Genomic DNA, 17308 nt, shown 5'->3' with positions numbered 1-17308 from the left:
AGTATCTAGTAGTAGGCCTGCTGAGTTGCTGCCTCTTAGAAGAATCTTTCACAAGCGTAACTTCGGTAGTTTCCCTACCCTAGTTTTATCTACCTTGATAGCATTTCTCTCATCTAGCATACCTAAAGCATAGTTTCTAATATTGATGCTAGCATTGAGGTCTCTGTGATGATATGTTTTGCAACCAGACAAAATTTCTAATGTGCAGTGGCTTTTACCTGTATTACTTCCACAAGTAGAGCAGATTTGAGAGCCAGGGAAGTATTGATCAATCTTGAGTAGAGTTTTTCCCCTTCCAAGTTGCCTTGTATTCTAATAGACTAATAAGTCTAGACTAAGTGTAATAATTAAGCCAGAAAAACCGCCCGCTCACTTAGATTATTTGACTTATCTAAAAGAGTTGTTGACCTACACTGAAAGGCTAGAAAAAGATTTAAAGTTTTGCACCAAAGAACCTAAGCAAGATCAAGATCAAGCCAAATACCATGCGCTTAGAAAAATTGCAAGCAACTTATCAACTATTTGAAACATAAAGACTTTTAACTTTTGAGGGTTTGTTTATTTTGATACCACAAATAAAGATCTTCAAGCCCCTTTTCTAATCCTATACAGGCTTTCCATCCTAAATGCGTGATTTTACTCACATCGCTACACTTATATAAAGTGCCATCGGGTTTGCTGTGATCAAAAACTAACGCGCCTTTAAAACCAACGATTTTTTTAATCATCATGGCTAAGTCTTGAATGCTAATATCCTCTCCCGTGCCAATATTAATATGGTTGTTTGTAGGGGCGGCTTTTTGGTGCTCTAATAAAAACACACAAGCGCGCGCTAAATCGCTGGTGTGCAAAAATTCGCGTCTGGGTTTACCACTTCCCCAAATGCCTACAGCCTCCGCACTAATGGTATATTTTTCTAAAATGGCTAATCCTTCTTGAGAGCTAGAAACTTGCAAATCTTGTAACACTAAATCCATGCGCCCTTGCTCTAAAAGGCGCGCTAAATGCATTTTTCTTAATAGGGCAGGTAAGACATGGGCATTTTGTAAATCAAAATTATCAAAGGGGCCATAAAGATTAGTGGGCATGACACTAATAAAGTTAGTTTTATACTGGGCATTGTATGCCTCACACATTTTTAACCCGGCAATTTTAGCGATAGCATAGGGCTCATTAGTGGGTTCTAAGGCGCTACTGAGTAAATATTCTTCTTTGATAGGTTGGGGGCTTTCTTTGGGATAAATACAAGTTGAACCTAAGAATAAGAGTTTTTTAACTCCATATTGGTAAGCGCAATGAATTGTATTGGTTTGGATTGCTAAATTTTGATAAATAAAATCTGCCTTGTAGGTGTTATTGGCTAAAATCCCCCCCACTTTAGCAGCAGCTAAGATCACTACATCGGGGCGTTCTTGTTTGAAAAACGCCTCTACTGCGCTTTGTCTGGTTAAATCTAATTAACCATGGGTTTTTAAAATTAAATTTGTATAGCCTTGATCTAATAAAGACGCCACCAATGCGCGCCCTACCAACCCTAAATGCCCCGCGACATAAATTTTATCATTCTTTTGCATGCATTCATTCTAACATGGATTTTCAAAGGGAGGCCATAGGTAAGTACATTCCTTAGGAAAATAGCCCACGCATAAATCTAAAAACACCTTTTCTAAAAACACATCGCCACACAAACACACCCGATTCACACTAAAATTAAGATAAGTATCATAAATAAAATTGCCCAAAAACTCAGCTAAAGAATCAAGCACTCCAAAGCATAAAGTTGCATCTTCTACCCCAGCTAAATGAAAACTCATGGCCGTTTTTAGGGGGGCTAGATCGTCTAAATAAAGCTTTTTGTAGCGCTCTATGATCTTAAAATCAATACGCGGGCCCTTATGGCGTAAAAAAGCTCTAGCATGTTCAAAGACAAGCGCACTATCATTCAAAGGGCTTAAACCTAAAATCTGAGAAAGCACCCCTAAAAGATCTAATAGGTTTTCACTAGGCTCTGAGGGGGGAATTTGTTCGAGTGTCTCACACAGGGCTTTAAACTCTTTTTTGTAGTTTTTATAGAGTGAAGCACCCTTAGGCTCTTGTTGGATGCGTTTTAAAATAGAGGGGAGTGAAGTATCTATCTGGAAGGTTAAAAGATACTTATAATTCCCTTCTTTAATCCAAAAACAACTAGGCTCTTTAAAACTAAGATGGATCAGTACATGGCGCTCTTTTTCTAAGGCCTGCATGGCATGCTTTAAGCTGTGTTGTCCATGCCAAAGAATAACGCCTTTTTTAGAGGGGGTGATGTTCAGATCTTTAGGATAAACATCTAAACATTGATAGCTTAAATGCGCCTCTTTTTCACTCTCATGTATAAAAATATAGGGCATTTCTAACGCGTGTAAAAATTTCCCTAAGAGGCCAAGCAAAGGATCAAAGGGTAAACTGGCTAAGATTTGATCGCTTTGTGCTAATAAGAGCTCTTGTTTAAAAATCTCTTTAGGGCAGACCCACATACTAGGTTTTTCATAGCTAGCTAGAGTCTGTGCGCTTGTTTTATCTATACGCGTAAGACTAAGCAAACTATTTAAATCAGCAAACATAACCCGCCTACTTGGTTTTAGGCTTAAGGCTTTAATTCCCCTGCAAGTAGAAAAACACACCTCTTGGCCTTGCTTAAGAGTGTGTGCGATCTCTGAAAAAGTGGGCTTAAGATCGCTTAATGCACAAGGCACGCCTTGATAGTTCAAATGCAAAATAGCGCCCTCCCAAACCTCCCCCTCTAAAGAAGCCTGCCATTTTAATACATCTATTTTTGGCTCTAAAGGTTTTTCACTTTGCCATTTGCATTCTAAATTAAGCGCCTCTACTTTAACAAAACTAAAACCTAAAGAGGCGGGTAGTCTTTGGCTAAGCAAAGTAGCAAAATCTTGGGCTTTATTCTCTGTAGCTTTGATATAAAAAGAGTAGTTTTTATCTTGCAAAATAGAGGCATAGGGAAGGCAAAGTGTGGAGGCGTGGAAAGCTAAAAAGCGATCAAAAATTCCTAAAAGAGAAGTATCTAATACGACGAAGCAGAAGGCAAAGGTCATAATTTATAAGACAAATAGGCTAACTCTTGCAAATCCAAAGGCTTAGGCTTTAATTGTGCTTGTACGCCCCAGCTTTTTAAAATTTCTAAAGCTTTTTGCAAAGCGATCTGCGTTCCTTTAAGAAGGGCATTTGAGAGCTCAAAGGTGGTTTCTAGGGCTAGAGAAGGTATGAGGCCAATAATGGTTGTGGGGGGCAGATCTCCTACAAGGGCGGTGAGTTTAAGGGTCTGCAGCATCTCTACCTCGTGTGCACTACCCGCCCAAGAAATATTTTCAGGGAGATCATTAAAATCAAAACAAAACACCTCGCCTACTTGCGCGTCTTTAACATCTACGCAGTCTAAAAGAAGTACGCGCTCATACTCCACAATAAAAGGGATAAGCGCTTGGGCAAGCGTACCGCCATCAAGGCAATCAATGGGAGGATTAAAATGATAGTTATGTTTTAAAAAATGGCATAAATGCACCCCCACCCCCTCATCGCCTAGTAAAATATTGCCAATGCCAAGAACTAAAATTTTCAGATCAATCTTTCACATAGCGGATACCAGAGATGATAGAATCCGCGCCCCCATTTGGGAATTTGACTGAATTGTAAAATACCATATAAACATGGATAGGGATAAAAAGCAAAATCCCCCATGTGGCTAAATGGTGGATATAACGCACATTAGAAAGCCCGCCACAAAGCACTTCAAACCATTTAAAGCTATGTCCAAGTATTTCGCCTAAGCCATTATGATAGACATTATAATAAAGTACAATGCCGCTTAAAGAAATAATGACAAGTAGCACACACAAACCAAAGTAGGCCACAAATTGCAAGGGGTTATAAGTACTCTTAGCGTGTTTGGGTTTACCAATCCAAAAGTACACTTTAAGTTGATCAATCCATGCACTAAGACGCCCCACATACCGGATAGAAGCGCGCTCATTCCGGCTTTTTTTATCAAAGAAAAAGAGGTAAAAGCGAAAGAGGGATAGGGCGATGAGGAAAAAGCCTAACATCTCATGGAAACTACGGATATAGGCCTGTAAAAAATACATATCGTGATAAACACTAGCGCTGGGTTGTAAAAAGGGGTAGGCAATGTAAAATCCTGTGGGCAAGAGCAAAAAGATCGCCAAAGCCCGTCCCCAGTGAAACAAGCGCACTAAACCAGAAAATTCTTTTACTGCGTGGTATTCAGACTCTGCCATGGGCTCCCCTTAAAAAACTAGGTTCAACTTTAAAATCGCCTAAATCTGTGCCCTGTGTATCTATCATGTGTACTGAGCAGGCAATGCATGGATCAAAAGAGTGGATAGTGCGGATAATCTCTAGGGGCTGAGTGAGATTAGCAATTTTAGTGCCAATCAAACTCATTTCATATGGTCCCTTTTGGCCTTTGCTATCTCTAGCGCCTCCATTCCAAGTAGAGGGTACGACCGCTTGATAATTAGCCACTACCCCGTTTTTAATGCGCACCCAGTGGCTTAGCATGCCGCGGGGCACTTGCCCGATATAGCGCCCCTGGTATTCCTTGTTTTTATCAATGTAATAGGGCGCGCATGTGCTTTGATCAGATTTGAGATTTTCTACTAGAGAATTAAGGGTTTGTAGGCCATTTTCTACCAAAATTTTAGATTCCAAACAACGCGCGGCTGTACGCCCTAGCGTGCTAAAAATGGCCTCTATGGGAAGATGGGTGTCTTTTAAAAACTGCTGGGCGACTTTAGTGGTGTGGGGATTTTTAGCCGCTAAACCCACTACTAAAGAGGCTAAAGGCCCCACTTCCATAGGTAGGCCGTTATAGCGGGGGGATTTGATCCAAGAGTATTTATTTTGCGTATCAAGCACCTTGCTATTTACCATTTTACCGTCCATGCCCACACTTTGCCCGTCTTTAAAACCGGTGTAGTGCGGGTTAGTTTGGCCATCATAGGGGTGTAACTGGATTTCTTTACCCTCATATTGATACCACGAATGGGTTACCTCCTCTTTGATCAATTTCTCATCAATTTTATGGAGTGTATTCAAATCGCCATTAAGCACCACCCCCGAGCTTAAAAGATACTTGCCTTTGCTCAAGAGGATTTCTTCATGGGCGATAAAATTTTTAAGCCCACAACCCTTTAGCACACTTTGCTCTTTATTAAAACTACCCGCTGCCATGACAATATCTGCATAATAAGCCCGTTCTACAAAATCCTTAACCGTTTCAAACTTGCTTTTCCACTCACCAAGTCTAGTTGGATCTAGCACATCCATTACAGAGGTGATTCCGCCCACGGTTAAACTTTGCGGGTGGGGTTGTTTGGCCCCAAAAATAGCCGTCATTTTAGCCGCTTCTCTTTGGATAGCCAAAAGTTTTAAATAGTGAGAAAGCACGATGAGGTTTTGCTCGGGGCTAAAGTGATAAGTAGCATGCCCATAATAGCCATTATTAAAGGGCCCAAGTGCGCCCTGTTTAGCAAAATCACCCACCCGTTTTTGCACCTCTTTAAGCTCGTCTGCTCCTGTGCCTAAAGGATAATCGCTATAGTGGAAAGCTATTTGGCTGGCTTTTTTAGGATCGGCCTTTAGAGCGCTGAGTAGATCGCACCAATCTAGGCCATGCAGGGTATAGAAATGTACCACATGGTCATGGAGTAGTAGCGCGATATTCATCATGCTTCTAACTAGTTGTGCATTCAAAGGGGGCACAATGCCCAGAGCGTCTTCTACCGCACTCACCCCAGCCTTATAGTGTGAGTAAGTACAAACCCCACAAATACGCTGGGCAATGAAACCCGCATCGCGTGGATCGCGGTTTTTAATGATGGTTTCAAGGCCTCTAAAAAGCGTGGAGGAAGAGAAGGCATCGGTGATTACATTATGATCGTCTACCACCACCTCAATACGCAAATGCCCCTCAATACGGGTGATTGGATCAACAATGATTTTTTTAGCCATTTAAGCCTCCTTTATGATAAATTTTTGCGTAAGCCTTTTTTCTCACGGTTCCACACTAAAAGTTACTTCAATATCTTTTATTCTCCCTAGTGTAGACACATCTTGCTCAATGTGCCCTAGTTGCTGGCGCTCAAAAATCTCGCCATTTTGCTTGTATAAAATCACTAAACTTCCTTGAGGTGGCCAATAAATCAAATCGCCTACCTTGCAAGCATCATGGCGTAACTTTCCTGTAGGCAAAGCCCTAGCCCCTAAGCGATGGACTAGTTCCCGGCCATATAGATTTTGCATGCGCACTGTAAAGGGCATTTTAGCAATTAAGGCACGGGTAGCGGAGTTATCCTCTAGTGTGGCGTGTAAGCTTTGCTGACCCATTGTGATTTTAATTTGCCATCATAGGGGTGTAACTGGATTTCTTTACCCTCATATTGATACCACGAATGGGTTACCTCCTCTTTGATCAATTTCTCATCAATTTTATGGAGTGTATTCAAATCGCCATTAAGCACCACCCCCGAGCTTAAAAGATACTTGCCTTTGCTCAAGAGGATTTCTTCATGGGCGATAAAATTTTTAAGCCCACAACCCTTTAGCACACTTTGCTCTTTATTAAAACTACCCGCTGCCATGACAATATCTGCATAATAAGCCCGTTCTACAAAATCCTTAACCGTTTCAAACTTGCTTTTCCACTCACCAAGTCTAGTTGGATCTAGCACATCCATTACAGAGGTGATTCCGCCCACGGTTAAACTTTGCGGGTGGGGTTGTTTGGCCCCAAAAATAGCCGTCATTTTAGCCGCTTCTCTTTGGATAGCCAAAAGTTTTAAATAGTGAGAAAGCCTGTTCTGATTTGAGATGTTCTTGATACCCCTTTTGATTGGCATAAACTTCAAACATATAAGTCTTATTTGGGTTTGTCTTTTCTTGCACCAAATACATTCCAAGTGTTGCTTTATCTTTTAAAACAGATTGGGTAATGTTATTTCTACCCACTGCAACATATAGACTTCTCTCCGCGCTTTTTACGCCTAATTCAAAAATGTTAAAAATGGGCTCTGCTTGGAGAGTAAACCCTGTTAAAAGCATGAGACTTAAACCCCCTAAATCTTATCCAAGCATTTTTGCTCTCTAAGCTTGCTCATTTTTATCTTTAGAAAAATTAGAGAGTAGAGCGTGCATGGCAATGCCAATACCAGCCGCACTTAAGGCCACAATACCCACGCTATCAGCTACTTTATCTGCCCCTAACCCACCAAAGGCACTGGTAAGTGGGGTGATGAGGCGATTAGAAATAGGCTCTTCAAAAGGGCTCATAGTATCCCAAAAATTAGGCTCAGAGCAGCCAATGCATCCATGCCCAGCGCCAATAGGCCAGTTAGTGTGTGAGTTAAAGCGCAGTTTAGAGCAGTTATTAAAAGTATAAGGTCCTTTACAACCCATTTTATAAAGACAAAAGCCATTTTTAGCGTTTTCATCGCCAAAGTGTTGTACAAACTCGCCGGCATCAAAATGCCCCCGCCGTTCGCATAAATCATGGATACGGCGTCCATAGGCCCAAGTGGGGCGGTTATAAGCATCTAGGCGTGGAGCAGTCCCAAACATGAGCAAATAAAGCACACAACCTACGATGTTTTTTTCACTAGGAGGGCAACCGGGCACATTGATAATAGGTTTATCAATGATTTTACTTAGAGGCTGTGCGTTAGAAGGATTAGGATAGGCCGCCTGCACACCCCCAAAGCTTGAGCAAGTCCCAATAGCTAAAATAGCTTTAGCATACTTTGCAGCCCTGCGGCACTCCTCTGCTCCTGTACGCCCCTCTGCTCCCACAGTTAAAAAGTACTCAGTGCCTTGTGGAATGCCTCCCTCTACCATTAAAATATAATTGCCCTTGTGTTTAGTAATGGCTTGTTCTAGGCTGTGATCGGCTTGATAACCGCTAGCTACCATGATTGTTTCGTGGTATTCTAAATTGATGTAATCAAAGATGATGCTATCAATGCTAGGATCTTCGCTTCTAAGTAAACTCTCACTACAACCGGTACACTCAGCCATGTGCAACCAAATAACAGGCATGCGATTGGCCACTTCCACAGCCTTAGCCGTTAGAGGGGTAAAGCTTGCAGGCAAGGCTAAAGTAGCTGTCATCGCTCCTGCCCATTTCATAAAATCGCGCCGACTAAGCCCTTTTTTGGTAAGTTCTGCATGGATATTTTTATGCTCGTTATGGGCATTTAAAGAAGTTAGGCGATTTAAACGGGTAGATATAGTTTTAAAAAGTCTACTATGGGATTGCATGATATCCCTTTGTTTGAAGATAGGGGTTTGTCTTTTCTTGCACCAAATACATTCCAAGTGTTGCTTTATCTTTTAAAACAGATTGGGTAATGTTATTTCTACCCACTGCAACATATAGACTTCTCTCCGCGCTTTTTACGCCTAATTCAAAAATGTTAAAAATGGGCTCTGCTTGGAGAGTAAACCCTGTTAAAAGCATGAGACTTAAACCCCTAAATCTTATCCAAGCATTTTTGCTCTCTAAGCTTGCTCATTTTTATCTTTAGAAAAATTAGAGAGTAGAGCGTGCATGGCAATGCCAATACCAGCCGCACTTAAGGCCACAATACCCACGCTATCAGCTACTTTATCTGCCCCTAACCCACCAAAGGCACTGGTAAGTGGGGTGATGAGGCGATTAGAAATAGGCTCTTCAAAAGGGCTCATATGTTCCCAATGCCAATGCTAACTTTTTAAAATTAACGGGTTATTCCTTAGAAGAAGTTAAGGGAAAATCCCATGAAATTTTCTGTTATCCAGAATATGTAAAGTCTCCTGAATATCTCAAATTCTGGAATACTCTTAGATCGGGGCAACACATACAAGGCATTTTTGAGCGCTTAACTAAGAGCGGTAAAGCCATTTATCTAGAAGCAAGTTATACGCCTGTAGTAGATGTACAGGGTAAACTTTATAAGATTTTAAAATTTGCTGCAGATGTTACTGATGTAATTTTAGAACGCAGCGATTTAAAAGCTATTTATGATGCTGTTGATCGTTCAATGGTTATTATTGAGTTTGACACGGATTTTAATGTCATTAACGCTAATGAAAATTTCTTAAAAGTCATGGGCTATACTCTTAATGAAATTAAGGGAAAATACCACGCTATGTTTTGCGATCCTGAATTGGTCAAACAACCTAGCTATAAAGCTGGCCAAGATAGGTTGCGTCGGGGGGAGTTTTTAAAATCCACCTTTGAGCGTATAACCAAAAGCGGTAAAAAAGTGTACTTAGAAGCCACTTATAACCCTGTTTTTGATAAAGGTGGCAGGGTGTATAAGATCATTAAAATCGCCCATGATGTAACTAGTAAAGAGAATAGCATTGAAAATAAATTAGCCATGACTTTAAACCTCATCAAGGAAAACCAACAACTCACTAGCGATGGGAGTGAAATGGTAGAAAAGACTTTAGCCAATATCCAAAGTGTGGCTGATACTATGAGAAGTAGTACAAATTTAGTAGATAACCTTGCATCACAATCTGAGTCTATTTCTTCAATCACCCAGACCATTAAAGATATTGCCGAACAAACCAACTTATTAGCCCTTAATGCTGCTATTGAAGCGGCTAGAGCGGGCGAGCATGGGCGCGGGTTTGCGGTGGTGGCTGATGAGGTGAGAAAATTAGCCGAGCGCACACAAAAATCTCTAGCTGAGATTGGTGCTATCATTGGCTCTATTCGTGAAGTCACTTCCCAAGTAGTGGGGCATATTACTGCTGGAATGGAAGCTTCGGATAAAACAGTGGAGCTTTCCCAGCAAAGTAAGGTTTTGATGGATAAAATTAAAGAGGCTAACGATCGCGTTGCTAAAGGAATGGATATTAAAAAATAAAACAGTTAAGCCTTTTTAAGTGCCATAATCTAAGAGATCTTGGGCTGTATAAATTTCTTGGGGCAGTACGCGCAGGCAATGTTCAAAGACGCGCAAAGAGGCGAGCGCATCGGCATAAGCTCTATGAGAAATAGGAATATCTAACCCTAAAAATGTGTTGAGAAATTGAAGGCCGTGTCTAGGGCTAGGAATGCATTTTCTAGCTAAATTAAGCGTGCAAAGTTTGGCATTAGACAAGGCGCTATCTAAAACTTGCACACAACATGCACTAATAAAATGAAAATCAAAATCTGCATTGTGGGCGACAAAAATATGATCTTGAATGAAGAGTTTAAAATCTTGTAATACAGCTTCTAAAGGGGGCGCTTCTTTAAGATCGTCTGTGCTAAGGCCGGTGAGTTCTGTAATTTTTGGGGGGACTTCTAAGCAGTGGATTAGACTAGAAAAACTCCGGATAATTTGCCCCTTATGCATTGGATTTTTAGGCGGTTCATAAAGCAAAGCAGCAATTTCAATCATACTAGAGTTTTCAGGCTTAGATCCGGTGGTTTCAATGTCTACAAAGCAATAAAGCGATTGGTAGTAAGGCTCTGAAAAACATGGTTTAAGGGGGTGATCGCCCATGCTAGCAAAGTGCCGGCAAATTAAGATAGGGTTTAAGAGGGGTATAAAAATGAATAGAGATCATGATTTGCGCAATTCTTTTAAAGCTAAGGCGGGGTTTTCATGGCTAAATAAATAACTCCCAACCACAAGCACATGAGCCCCACAAGCCCATAAGTCTTTTGCATTATCCGCATTAATCCCCCCGTCTACTTCAATTTTGCCGGTATAGTGGGGAAAGCGCTGTTTAAAGTGGGTGATCTTCTTGAGTATAAGAGGGAGAAATTTTTGTCCGCCAAAGCCCGGATTAACACTCATAAACAGCACTAAATCTAAATCATCTAAGATATACTCTAGCCCGCATAGGGGAGTGGCTGGATTTAGGCTTATCCCGGCTTTAAAACCCAAACTTTTAATGTAATGAATCGTTTTATGGATATGGGGGATACTTTCTAAATGAATGGTAACATAGCGTGGTCTAAGGCTACTATAAAGATCAATGCAAAATAGGGGATTATCTACCATGAGGTGAATGTCTAGGGGAATGTTAAAATATTGATCTAAATTTTTAAGCACACAAGGGCCAAAGGTAAGATTAGGCACAAAATGCCCATCCATCACATCTACATGCAAGAGATCCACGCCATGTACGCGTGTGATGCTCTGCTTTAAATCCATAAAATCCGCGCTTAGAATACTGGCTGCTATTTCCATAGGAAAATTATACCAAAAGTGGTGGATTCTGTAGGGTTCGAACCTACGACCAATCGGTTATGAGCCGAATGCTCTGACCAACTGAGCTAAGAATCCACGCCTAAGAGGGCGATTATAACCAAAACCAAATTTAAAAGCAAGGAGATTTTCAAAGATAGCAAAGAGGGCGATAAAGGTAATAAAACTACTCCCTCCATAACTTAAAAGCGGGAGGGGTAGGCCTACTACAGGGGCTAAACCTAAAGTCATGGCAATATCAATACTTGTATAGACAAAGAGTAAAATGGCAATCCCTCCGGTAATGGTCTGTAAAAATCGATCTTTAGGATCGCTACCAAAATAGGATAAAAAATGCAAGATAAAACCCATATAAAAGGCTAGAAGTATAAAAGCGCCCAAAAAGCCAAATCTTTCTACAAAATAGGCAAAAATAAAATCGCTAGTGGCAATGGGCAGAAACTTTAATTTAGCTTGGGTGGATTGCTCTTTAGATTTACCTAGTAACCCACCCGAACCAATGGCGATAATGGATTGGCGCACATGGTAATTAGGCTTTTCAGCAATAAAGTCATGGAGGCGCTTTTTTTGGTAATCATGTAAAGAGCTATAAATAAGAGGGGAGGCGATAGTAAAAAATAGAGCTAGGGTGATCCAAATTTTAGGGTGAACCCCTACTAAAAAGAGTACCCCAAAACCCATCATTAAAATTACTAGAGCCGTACCCAAATCCGGTTAGTGCCGGCAAATTAAGATAGGGTTTAAGAGGGGTATAAAAATGAATAGAGATCATGATTTGCGCAATTCTTTTAAAGCTAAGGCGGGGTTTTAATTAAATGGGCTAAAAGTAGCAAAATAGCAATTTTTACCGGTTCACTGCCATAAGTCTTTTGCATTATCCGCATTAATCCCCCCGTCTACTTCAATTTTGCCGGTATAGTGGGGAAAGCGCTGTTTAAAGTGGGTGATCTTCTTGAGTATAAGAGGGAGAAATTTTTGTCCGCCAAAGCCCGGATTAACACTCATAAACAGCACTAAATCTAAATCATCTAAGATATACTCTAGCCCGCATAGTGTTTAGGCTGTAGGTAGGCTTATCCCGCATAAACTAGGACAAAAGACAAGCCCATAAGAGGGAGTATAAAAAACAAAAGCAAAAAATCAAAGTAATGGTAACATAGCGTGGTCTAAGGCTACTATAAAGATCAATGCAAAATAGGGGATTATCTACCATGAGGTGAATGTCTAGGGGAATGTTAAAATATTGATCTTATGTCTCTTTTATTTTTACTGGTGGGGGTTTTTACGGGCGTGTTATCCGGATTTTTTGGCATTGGTGGAGGAATGGTAATTGTACCAACAATGCTCTTTTTAGGCCATTCGTATGCAAGCGCTGTAGGGATTTCTGTTTTACAAATGGCTCTTTCTTCTGTAGTGGGGAGTGTGGCTAATTTTAAAAAAGGGCTTTTAAATATGTCTGTTGGGCTTTATGTAGGGCTTGGTGGACTCGTTGGCTCAAGTTTTAGCGGTTTGATTCTAACCCATGTCCCCCACAAAATCCTTTTAGGCCTTTTTATCCTTGTTACTCTTTATTCACTCCTGCGCTTTATTTTAGGATCATCGCAAAATTCTCAAGAGAGTCAACTACAAGATTTAACCAATAAGGATAAATTCAACCTCCTTTGGATTGGAGCACTCACCGGGATTTTTGCTATCAGTCTTGGTATTGGCGGGGGGGTTTTGATGGTCCCGCTTCTCTCCCGCTATTTAAATTTAAGCCCCAAACAAAGCGTACCTTTGAGTTTATTTTTTGTTGTTTTCTCCTCTGTTAGTGGGGTTTTTTCATTAAGTCATCAGGGTTTGTTGCATTTACAAAACATGCGTTGGGGGCTTTTGGTGGGGGTGGGGAGTGTTTTAGGTGTCATGCTTGGGGTTAAGCTTGTTCCTTTAATACCCTCTATCTGGCATAGACGATTACTCATCTCTGTTTACACCCTCTCTATTTTAGTTTCTATCTATAAGTGGCTTTAGTTTAAAACTCTTGCGGTGTTCTTTTAAATAGCCTAAATGCGTAATAGCTTTGCGGTGTTCTTGAGTACCATACCCACAGTGCCGCACAAAGCCATAGGCCGGATAAGCTTTATCTAAGGCTAGCATTTCCTTGTCTTTAGCGGCCTTAGCTAAAATAGAGGCCATAGCAATTTGGGTAATTTGACAATCGCCCTTAATGATTGCTTCAAAGTATCTTAGATGGCTAAAGTGGAGATGAAAAAGTGTATTACCGTCTAGTTTTACATGTAAGATGTGGGGAAACCGTAAAACAATTTGTGTAATAGCCTCTTGCACACACACACTCAAACCTTTAGTATCAATTTCTAGCGCGCTTTTAGCCACCACAAGGCTTAAAACCTCTCTGTGTTCTTGAATCTGTTTTGCAAACTCAAAACGCTTTTCTCGCTTTAGCTGTTTGCTCTCCTTAAGCCCTTGCTTATTAAAAAAAGCGGCTATCTCTGCTGTGCAGCCTACCCCTGCTACAAATAGCGATCCACACAAACACCCCCGCCCCGCCTCGTCTATGCCTAAGATCATTAAAAATTCCTTAGTTTTATAAAACATGCTATCATGGAGTTTTATTTAACTAAGGATATTCCATGCAAAAACCCTTTAGGAAAATTTCAGATTATGCTATTGTTGGGGGGCTAAGCGCTGTGGTTGTTGTGGCTTTGGTGGGTTGTAAGGGCTCAGATAATAACCAAGAAAAAGAAAAGCCAACCGAAAAAACAAGCAATACCACGCCCATTAAAAAAGGCGCATTTGTGATTTTACAAGAGCAGGCAGATAAGAGTTATAAAGTGGCTGAGGAGTATCCTAGCGATAAAACGCGCGTAGTGGTGCGGGATTTGCAGGGCAAGGAGAGGATGCTTAGCGATGAGGAGATTCAAAAATTCATCAAAGAGGAGGAGGTTAAAATTGATAAGGGCAATAGCCAGCTAACTAAGCCCCCTAGTGAGGGAGGAGGCTCAGGGCTTGGTATAGGCGCGGCAATACTAGGCTCTGCAGCGGGGGCTATTTTGGGGAGTTATATTGGTAATAAGCTGTTTAACAACCCTAATTACAACCAGAATGCGCAGAGAAATTACACCTCTCCACAGGCCTACCAAAGAAGCCAGAATAGTTTTGGAAGAGGCTCAAATGCAATTGCGCCTTCTACAAATCGCAGCGGGTTTTTTAACCAAAGCCCTAGTACTAGTCCTGCTAGCTCTAGCCCACATACTCCCTCTACTACGCCTTCTGCTGCGCCCCAAAGCACACATAGTACTAGCCCCTCACAAAGCCCTTCACAAAACCGCAGTGGCTTTTTTGGCTCACATAGCCACTCTAGCGCTGTTTCTTAAGAGAAAGGATACCCATGCGCATTAAAACTTTAGAACCTCTCACTCAAGAAGTTTTAGAAGAAATTGGGCTTGATTGGCACACAGATCCGGATAAAAGCCCTTATATTAGTAATGATTTAATTAGTATCAGCCAAAAGGAAGCAGATGCTTACTATGAGGCCTGCGAGGAGCTCTATAATATGTTTGTAGAGACGGCCCAAATGGTGATCGATCAGGAGCGCTTTTTTGAGCTAGATATTCCAAATAGCATCGTGCCTTTGATTAGACAGAGCTGGGAAGATGATATTCACTGGCATATTTATGGGCGGTTTGATTTAGCGGGGGGACTAGATGGCAAACCTATTAAGTTGCTTGAATTTAACGCCGATACCCCGACTATGTTATACGAGAGCGCGGTGGTGCAATGGGCTTTGCTCAAACACAATGGCTATAATGAGGATTTGCAGTTTAATAATATCCATGAGGCTTTGGTGCAAAATTTTAAGCGGCTAGTTACTTTAAGCGAGGATACTAGCGGTTTTGAATCCATGTATGAGGGCTGGAAGATTCTTTTTTCTAGTATACGGGGCAGTAGCGAGGAGGAACGCACCGTCAAATTTTTAGAGGATGCAGCTAGAAGTGCCGGGTTTCAAACCCAGTTTACTTATATAGATTTGGTGCAGTTTAACGCCACTGAAGGGGTGTTTTTTGAGGGAGTGAATTACGAGTTTTTATTTAAGTTAGTGCCTTGGGAAAATATCGCTATTGATGAACCGGAGTTGGCCATGCTCATGCAAAGCATTATGGAAAATCAAAAGGCGATTTTCTTAAACCCCGCTTATACTTTGCTCTTCCAAAGCAAACGCTTTTTAAAACTGCTTTGGGATCGCTACCCTAACCACCCTTTATTACTAGAGGCTAGCTACGAGCCTTTGCATAAAAAACAGGTTAAAAAAGTTGCCTTTGGCAGAGAGGGGGCTAATGTAGAAATTCTAGATGCAAATTTGCAGGTGCTACACAAAAGTGAGGGGGCTTATGGCAATCATAAACCCGTGTATCAAGAGTACTACGAGCTAAATAAAGCCGGACAAGAATATTACCAACCCAATGTTTTTTATGCCTTTGAACCTTGCGGGCTTGGCTTTAGAAAAGGCGGGTTGGTGATGGATAATTTTTCTAAGTTTGTGAGCCATATTATTTTATGAGTACTAAATGGGCGCGCCTTTTTCATATACACACCAGTATGTTTTTTTTGCCTATGGCTTTGCTATTTGTCATCAGTGGGCTTGCCTTCTTTTTAGGGGTTAAGTCAGAGAGCGGGGCGGAGATTAAAAAATGGCAAGTACCCTTTGTTTCTGCTAAACAAGAATTAGATTTTCTGCTTAATTTTCTTAAACAAAATAAAATCCCCCTGCCCTCTAAAATTGAGCCTAGAAAGCGCAGAGAAGCTTTGATTATTGGCACGGCTGGCTATGAAATCAATTTAAGTTCTCAGGGCAACACTAGCACCATTACAAGCATTAAGCGCAATTTTTTAGGGGTGCTTATGCAAATCCATAAGGGTAGGGCGGGTAAAGCTCTTGTGGTTTTGGGCTTTGCCTTTGGGGTGTTTTTATGTTTGTTTTATGCCAGCGGGCTTTTAATGGCTTTAAAATACAAAAATTTAAAAGGGATTGCCACCGCCTTTATTTTAGGTTGTGTGGTGTTAGCTCTCTTGATTGTAGAATCGCTATAGCCAGCCTTTCTTTTTAAAGTAAAGAATGGGCAAGATCGTAGAGATCACCATTGCCACAATCGCCATAGGATAGCCAAATTCCCAACGCAATTCTGGCATCACTTCAAAATTCATTCCATAGATCGTACCAATTAGAGTAGGGGGCATCATCGCCATAGTAGCCACTGTAAAGAGCTTAATGATTTTATTTTGCTCCACATTAACCTGTGAGGTGAAAAGATTTTGGATATTATCTAAGGCGTTGAGATTAGCCGTGCTAAAGTCCACTAAAGAGTTAAAATCTTTCAAGATAATAGTAAAGTCTTTCTTGGTCTCGCTATCTACTTTGTTACTTTTAAGTAGGGTGGTGATGATGCGCCGTTTATCAAAGAGCGAGTCGCGCAGCTCCATAGTAAATTCTTGCAAAAAGGAGAGGGTGATTAAAATATCCTCGTGGTCAAGTTCCTCCTGCTCTAAAACAATGTGTTTTCGCAAAGCGCTAGTTTCGCGATTTACCTCCTCTAAACAATCTGCCCCCTTTTCAAAGTAGAGTTCTAAAATTTTAGCCAGAATATCAAAGCCATCTTGAAACTTTTTAGGGCTAGCTAAAATGCGCTTTTGTACATCTTCAAAAATGGGCAAACTGCCCTCATAGATCGTAAATAAAATATTTTCGGTTAATAGATAAGTGATGGCCTCTGTGTGGAAGGCTAGGGGGCTATCTTTGTGGATAAAAAAGGTGTTGATCATAATAGAAGTACTGTTTTCCCAGTACTTAGTCATGGTACTTTTTTCTAAATCCTCGCGCTTATAGATGTGTAGGGAGTAATTTTGGATAATGCACTCTAATTCTGCTTGGGTGGGGTTGATGAGTTCAAACCATAAAATATTGCTCTCCTCTAAAGAAAGGGTAGCAAAACTGCTAAAGACATGGACTTCTACTAAATTATTGTTTTTAGCAAAGACATTAACCATGTCCGCCT

Annotated in this window: 17 protein-coding genes, 1 tRNA gene and 6 pseudogenes; 6 read left to right on the top strand and 18 right to left on the bottom strand. The window is 41.0% G+C overall.

What is annotated here, in order from left to right; genetic code table 11:
- Nucleotides 1–35: 35 nt before the first annotated feature.
- A pseudogene (locus OO773_RS08320) lies at nt 36–331 on the bottom strand (zinc ribbon domain-containing protein); the annotation flags it as partial.
- Nucleotides 332–403: 72 nt separating this feature from the next.
- On the opposite strand from OO773_RS08320, the gene OO773_RS08315 reads away from it, so the two are divergent.
- On the top strand, nt 404–526 hold the full coding sequence (locus tag OO773_RS08315) for a hypothetical protein (RefSeq protein WP_256623991.1): 123 nt from the start codon (nt 404–406) through the stop codon (nt 524–526).
- A gap of 13 nt (nt 527–539) precedes the next feature.
- Here OO773_RS08315 and OO773_RS08310 read toward each other — a convergent pair.
- The 10 genes and pseudogenes from OO773_RS08310 to OO773_RS08265 form a co-directional block, all read right to left on the bottom strand.
- A pseudogene (locus tag OO773_RS08310) lies at nt 540–1574 on the bottom strand (GDP-L-fucose synthase family protein).
- Nucleotides 1575–1583: 9 nt separating this feature from the next.
- Complete coding sequence (locus tag OO773_RS08305) at nt 1584–3089, bottom strand: hypothetical protein (protein WP_006565210.1); 1506 nt, start codon at nt 3087–3089, stop codon at nt 1584–1586.
- Complete coding sequence (locus tag OO773_RS08300; RefSeq protein ID WP_264828742.1) at nt 3086–3619, bottom strand: HyaD/HybD family hydrogenase maturation endopeptidase; 534 nt, start codon at nt 3617–3619, stop codon at nt 3086–3088. The genes OO773_RS08305 and OO773_RS08300 overlap by 4 nt, the downstream gene beginning before the upstream one ends.
- Nucleotides 3615–4289 (bottom strand): Ni/Fe-hydrogenase, b-type cytochrome subunit, encoded by a 675-nt coding sequence (gene cybH / locus OO773_RS08295; protein WP_006564408.1) that lies wholly within the window; start codon nt 4287–4289, stop codon nt 3615–3617. Before cybH ends, OO773_RS08300 begins: the two co-directional genes overlap by 5 nt.
- A complete protein-coding gene (locus tag OO773_RS08290; protein ID WP_006564409.1) occupies nt 4276–6024 on the bottom strand; it encodes a nickel-dependent hydrogenase large subunit in 1749 nt (582 codons plus the stop codon). Before OO773_RS08290 ends, cybH begins: the two co-directional genes overlap by 14 nt.
- Before the next feature lie 42 nt (nt 6025–6066).
- Nucleotides 6067–6399, bottom strand: coding sequence for a cyclophilin-like fold protein (locus OO773_RS08285; protein WP_264828535.1), 333 nt, complete (start codon nt 6397–6399; stop codon nt 6067–6069).
- 11 nt (nt 6400–6410) lie between these two features.
- Nucleotides 6411–6866, bottom strand: a pseudogene (locus OO773_RS08280) (nickel-dependent hydrogenase large subunit); the annotation flags it as partial.
- Nucleotides 6820–7113, bottom strand: coding sequence for a putative quinol monooxygenase (locus tag OO773_RS08275; RefSeq protein WP_264828534.1), 294 nt, complete (start codon nt 7111–7113; stop codon nt 6820–6822). The pseudogene OO773_RS08280 and the gene OO773_RS08275, both read right to left, overlap by 47 nt.
- A gap of 42 nt (nt 7114–7155) precedes the next feature.
- Nucleotides 7156–8325: a hydrogenase small subunit gene (locus OO773_RS08270; protein WP_006564411.1), complete on the bottom strand. Its 1170-nt coding sequence runs from the start codon at nt 8323–8325 to the stop codon at nt 7156–7158.
- A 240-nt stretch (nt 8326–8565) separates the two neighbouring features.
- Nucleotides 8566–8760, bottom strand: a pseudogene (locus tag OO773_RS08265) (Ni/Fe hydrogenase); the annotation flags it as partial.
- Between the two features lie 29 nt (nt 8761–8789).
- On the opposite strand from OO773_RS08265, the pseudogene OO773_RS09875 reads away from it, so the two are divergent.
- Nucleotides 8790–9923: pseudogene (locus OO773_RS09875) on the top strand (methyl-accepting chemotaxis protein); the annotation flags it as partial.
- 15 nt (nt 9924–9938) lie between these two features.
- Here the strand turns inward: OO773_RS09875 and OO773_RS08250 are convergent.
- The 5 genes and pseudogenes from OO773_RS08250 to OO773_RS08230 all read right to left on the bottom strand — a co-directional run bounded on the left by OO773_RS08250 (nt 9939) and on the right by OO773_RS08230 (nt 12263).
- A complete protein-coding gene (locus OO773_RS08250) occupies nt 9939–10547 on the bottom strand; it encodes an exonuclease domain-containing protein (RefSeq protein ID WP_231102794.1) in 609 nt (202 codons plus the stop codon).
- 60 nt (nt 10548–10607) lie between these two features.
- Complete coding sequence (gene rpe, locus OO773_RS08245) at nt 10608–11240, bottom strand: ribulose-phosphate 3-epimerase (RefSeq protein WP_034376926.1); 633 nt, start codon at nt 11238–11240, stop codon at nt 10608–10610.
- A gap of 19 nt (nt 11241–11259) precedes the next feature.
- Nucleotides 11260–11336: transfer RNA gene (locus tag OO773_RS08240), tRNA-Ile, on the bottom strand.
- Nucleotides 11298–12115, bottom strand: a pseudogene (locus OO773_RS08235) (FtsW/RodA/SpoVE family cell cycle protein); the annotation flags it as partial. The pseudogene OO773_RS08235 and the gene OO773_RS08240, both read right to left, overlap by 39 nt.
- Nucleotides 12111–12263, bottom strand: a complete 153-nt coding sequence (locus tag OO773_RS08230) for a beta/alpha barrel domain-containing protein (protein WP_264828532.1) — start codon at nt 12261–12263, stop codon at nt 12111–12113. The pseudogene OO773_RS08235 and the gene OO773_RS08230, both read right to left, overlap by 5 nt.
- A 246-nt stretch (nt 12264–12509) precedes the next feature.
- On the opposite strand from OO773_RS08230, the gene OO773_RS08225 reads away from it, so the two are divergent.
- Nucleotides 12510–13268 (top strand): sulfite exporter TauE/SafE family protein, encoded by a 759-nt coding sequence (locus OO773_RS08225; RefSeq protein ID WP_050780195.1) that lies wholly within the window; start codon nt 12510–12512, stop codon nt 13266–13268.
- Here OO773_RS08225 and OO773_RS08220 read toward each other — a convergent pair.
- Complete coding sequence (locus OO773_RS08220) at nt 13242–13826, bottom strand: ribonuclease HII (protein ID WP_006564415.1); 585 nt, start codon at nt 13824–13826, stop codon at nt 13242–13244. The two genes, OO773_RS08225 and OO773_RS08220, sit on opposite strands and share 27 nt — an antisense overlap.
- A 62-nt stretch (nt 13827–13888) precedes the next feature.
- Between OO773_RS08220 and OO773_RS08215 the strand changes: the two genes are divergently transcribed.
- From OO773_RS08215 to OO773_RS08205, 3 genes are read left to right on the top strand one after another with little or no spacing between them, the layout of a single operon-like run.
- The gene (locus tag OO773_RS08215) at nt 13889–14632 is read left to right on the top strand and encodes a UPF0323 family lipoprotein (protein WP_006564416.1); all 744 of its coding nucleotides are present in this window, start codon (nt 13889–13891) and stop codon (nt 14630–14632) included.
- Between the two features lie 14 nt (nt 14633–14646).
- Complete coding sequence (locus OO773_RS08210) at nt 14647–15816, top strand: glutathionylspermidine synthase family protein (protein WP_040499193.1); 1170 nt, start codon at nt 14647–14649, stop codon at nt 15814–15816.
- On the top strand, nt 15813–16346 hold the full coding sequence (locus OO773_RS08205; protein WP_006564418.1) for a PepSY domain-containing protein: 534 nt from the start codon (nt 15813–15815) through the stop codon (nt 16344–16346). Before OO773_RS08210 ends, OO773_RS08205 begins: the two co-directional genes overlap by 4 nt.
- On the opposite strand, the gene corA is transcribed toward OO773_RS08205, so the two are convergent.
- Nucleotides 16341–17300 carry a magnesium/cobalt transporter CorA gene (gene corA / locus OO773_RS08200; protein ID WP_006564419.1) on the bottom strand — a complete coding sequence of 320 codons (960 nt, stop codon included), beginning with the start codon at nt 17298–17300 and terminating at the stop codon, nt 16341–16343. The two genes, OO773_RS08205 and corA, sit on opposite strands and share 6 nt — an antisense overlap.
- Nucleotides 17301–17308 lie beyond the last annotated feature (8 nt).

The organism is Helicobacter suis HS1 (genome assembly GCF_026000295.1).
Lineage (GTDB): Bacteria > Campylobacterota > Campylobacteria > Campylobacterales > Helicobacteraceae > Helicobacter > Helicobacter suis.
This window is presented reverse-complemented; position numbering and strand designations above follow the sequence as displayed.

What these genes read in the sequence shown, in the direction of transcription:
- OO773_RS08305 (WP_006565210.1), bottom strand. Translation starts at nt 3,089, where the DNA reads ATGACCTTTGCCTTCTGCTTCGTCGTATTAGATACTTCTCTTTTAGGA.
- cybH (WP_006564408.1), bottom strand. Translation starts at nt 4,289, where the DNA reads ATGGCAGAGTCTGAATACCACGCAGTAAAAGAATTTTCTGGTTTAGTG.
- OO773_RS08290 (WP_006564409.1), bottom strand. Translation starts at nt 6,024, where the DNA reads ATGGCTAAAAAAATCATTGTTGATCCAATCACCCGTATTGAGGGGCAT.
- OO773_RS08285 (WP_264828535.1), bottom strand. Translation starts at nt 6,399, where the DNA reads ATGGGTCAGCAAAGCTTACACGCCACACTAGAGGATAACTCCGCTACC.
- OO773_RS08275 (WP_264828534.1), bottom strand. Translation starts at nt 7,113, where the DNA reads ATGCTTTTAACAGGGTTTACTCTCCAAGCAGAGCCCATTTTTAACATT.
- OO773_RS08270 (WP_006564411.1), bottom strand. Translation starts at nt 8,325, where the DNA reads ATGCAATCCCATAGTAGACTTTTTAAAACTATATCTACCCGTTTAAAT.
- OO773_RS08250 (WP_231102794.1), bottom strand. Translation starts at nt 10,547, where the DNA reads ATGGGCGATCACCCCCTTAAACCATGTTTTTCAGAGCCTTACTACCAA.
- rpe (WP_034376926.1), bottom strand. Translation starts at nt 11,240, where the DNA reads ATGGAAATAGCAGCCAGTATTCTAAGCGCGGATTTTATGGATTTAAAG.
- OO773_RS08230 (WP_264828532.1), bottom strand. Translation starts at nt 12,263, where the DNA reads ATGAGTGTTAATCCGGGCTTTGGCGGACAAAAATTTCTCCCTCTTATA.
- OO773_RS08225 (WP_050780195.1), top strand. Translation starts at nt 12,510, where the DNA reads ATGTCTCTTTTATTTTTACTGGTGGGGGTTTTTACGGGCGTGTTATCC.
- OO773_RS08220 (WP_006564415.1), bottom strand. Translation starts at nt 13,826, where the DNA reads ATGATCTTAGGCATAGACGAGGCGGGGCGGGGGTGTTTGTGTGGATCG.
- OO773_RS08215 (WP_006564416.1), top strand. Translation starts at nt 13,889, where the DNA reads ATGCAAAAACCCTTTAGGAAAATTTCAGATTATGCTATTGTTGGGGGG.
- OO773_RS08210 (WP_040499193.1), top strand. Translation starts at nt 14,647, where the DNA reads ATGCGCATTAAAACTTTAGAACCTCTCACTCAAGAAGTTTTAGAAGAA.
- OO773_RS08205 (WP_006564418.1), top strand. Translation starts at nt 15,813, where the DNA reads ATGAGTACTAAATGGGCGCGCCTTTTTCATATACACACCAGTATGTTT.
- corA (WP_006564419.1), bottom strand. Translation starts at nt 17,300, where the DNA reads ATGGTTAATGTCTTTGCTAAAAACAATAATTTAGTAGAAGTCCATGTC.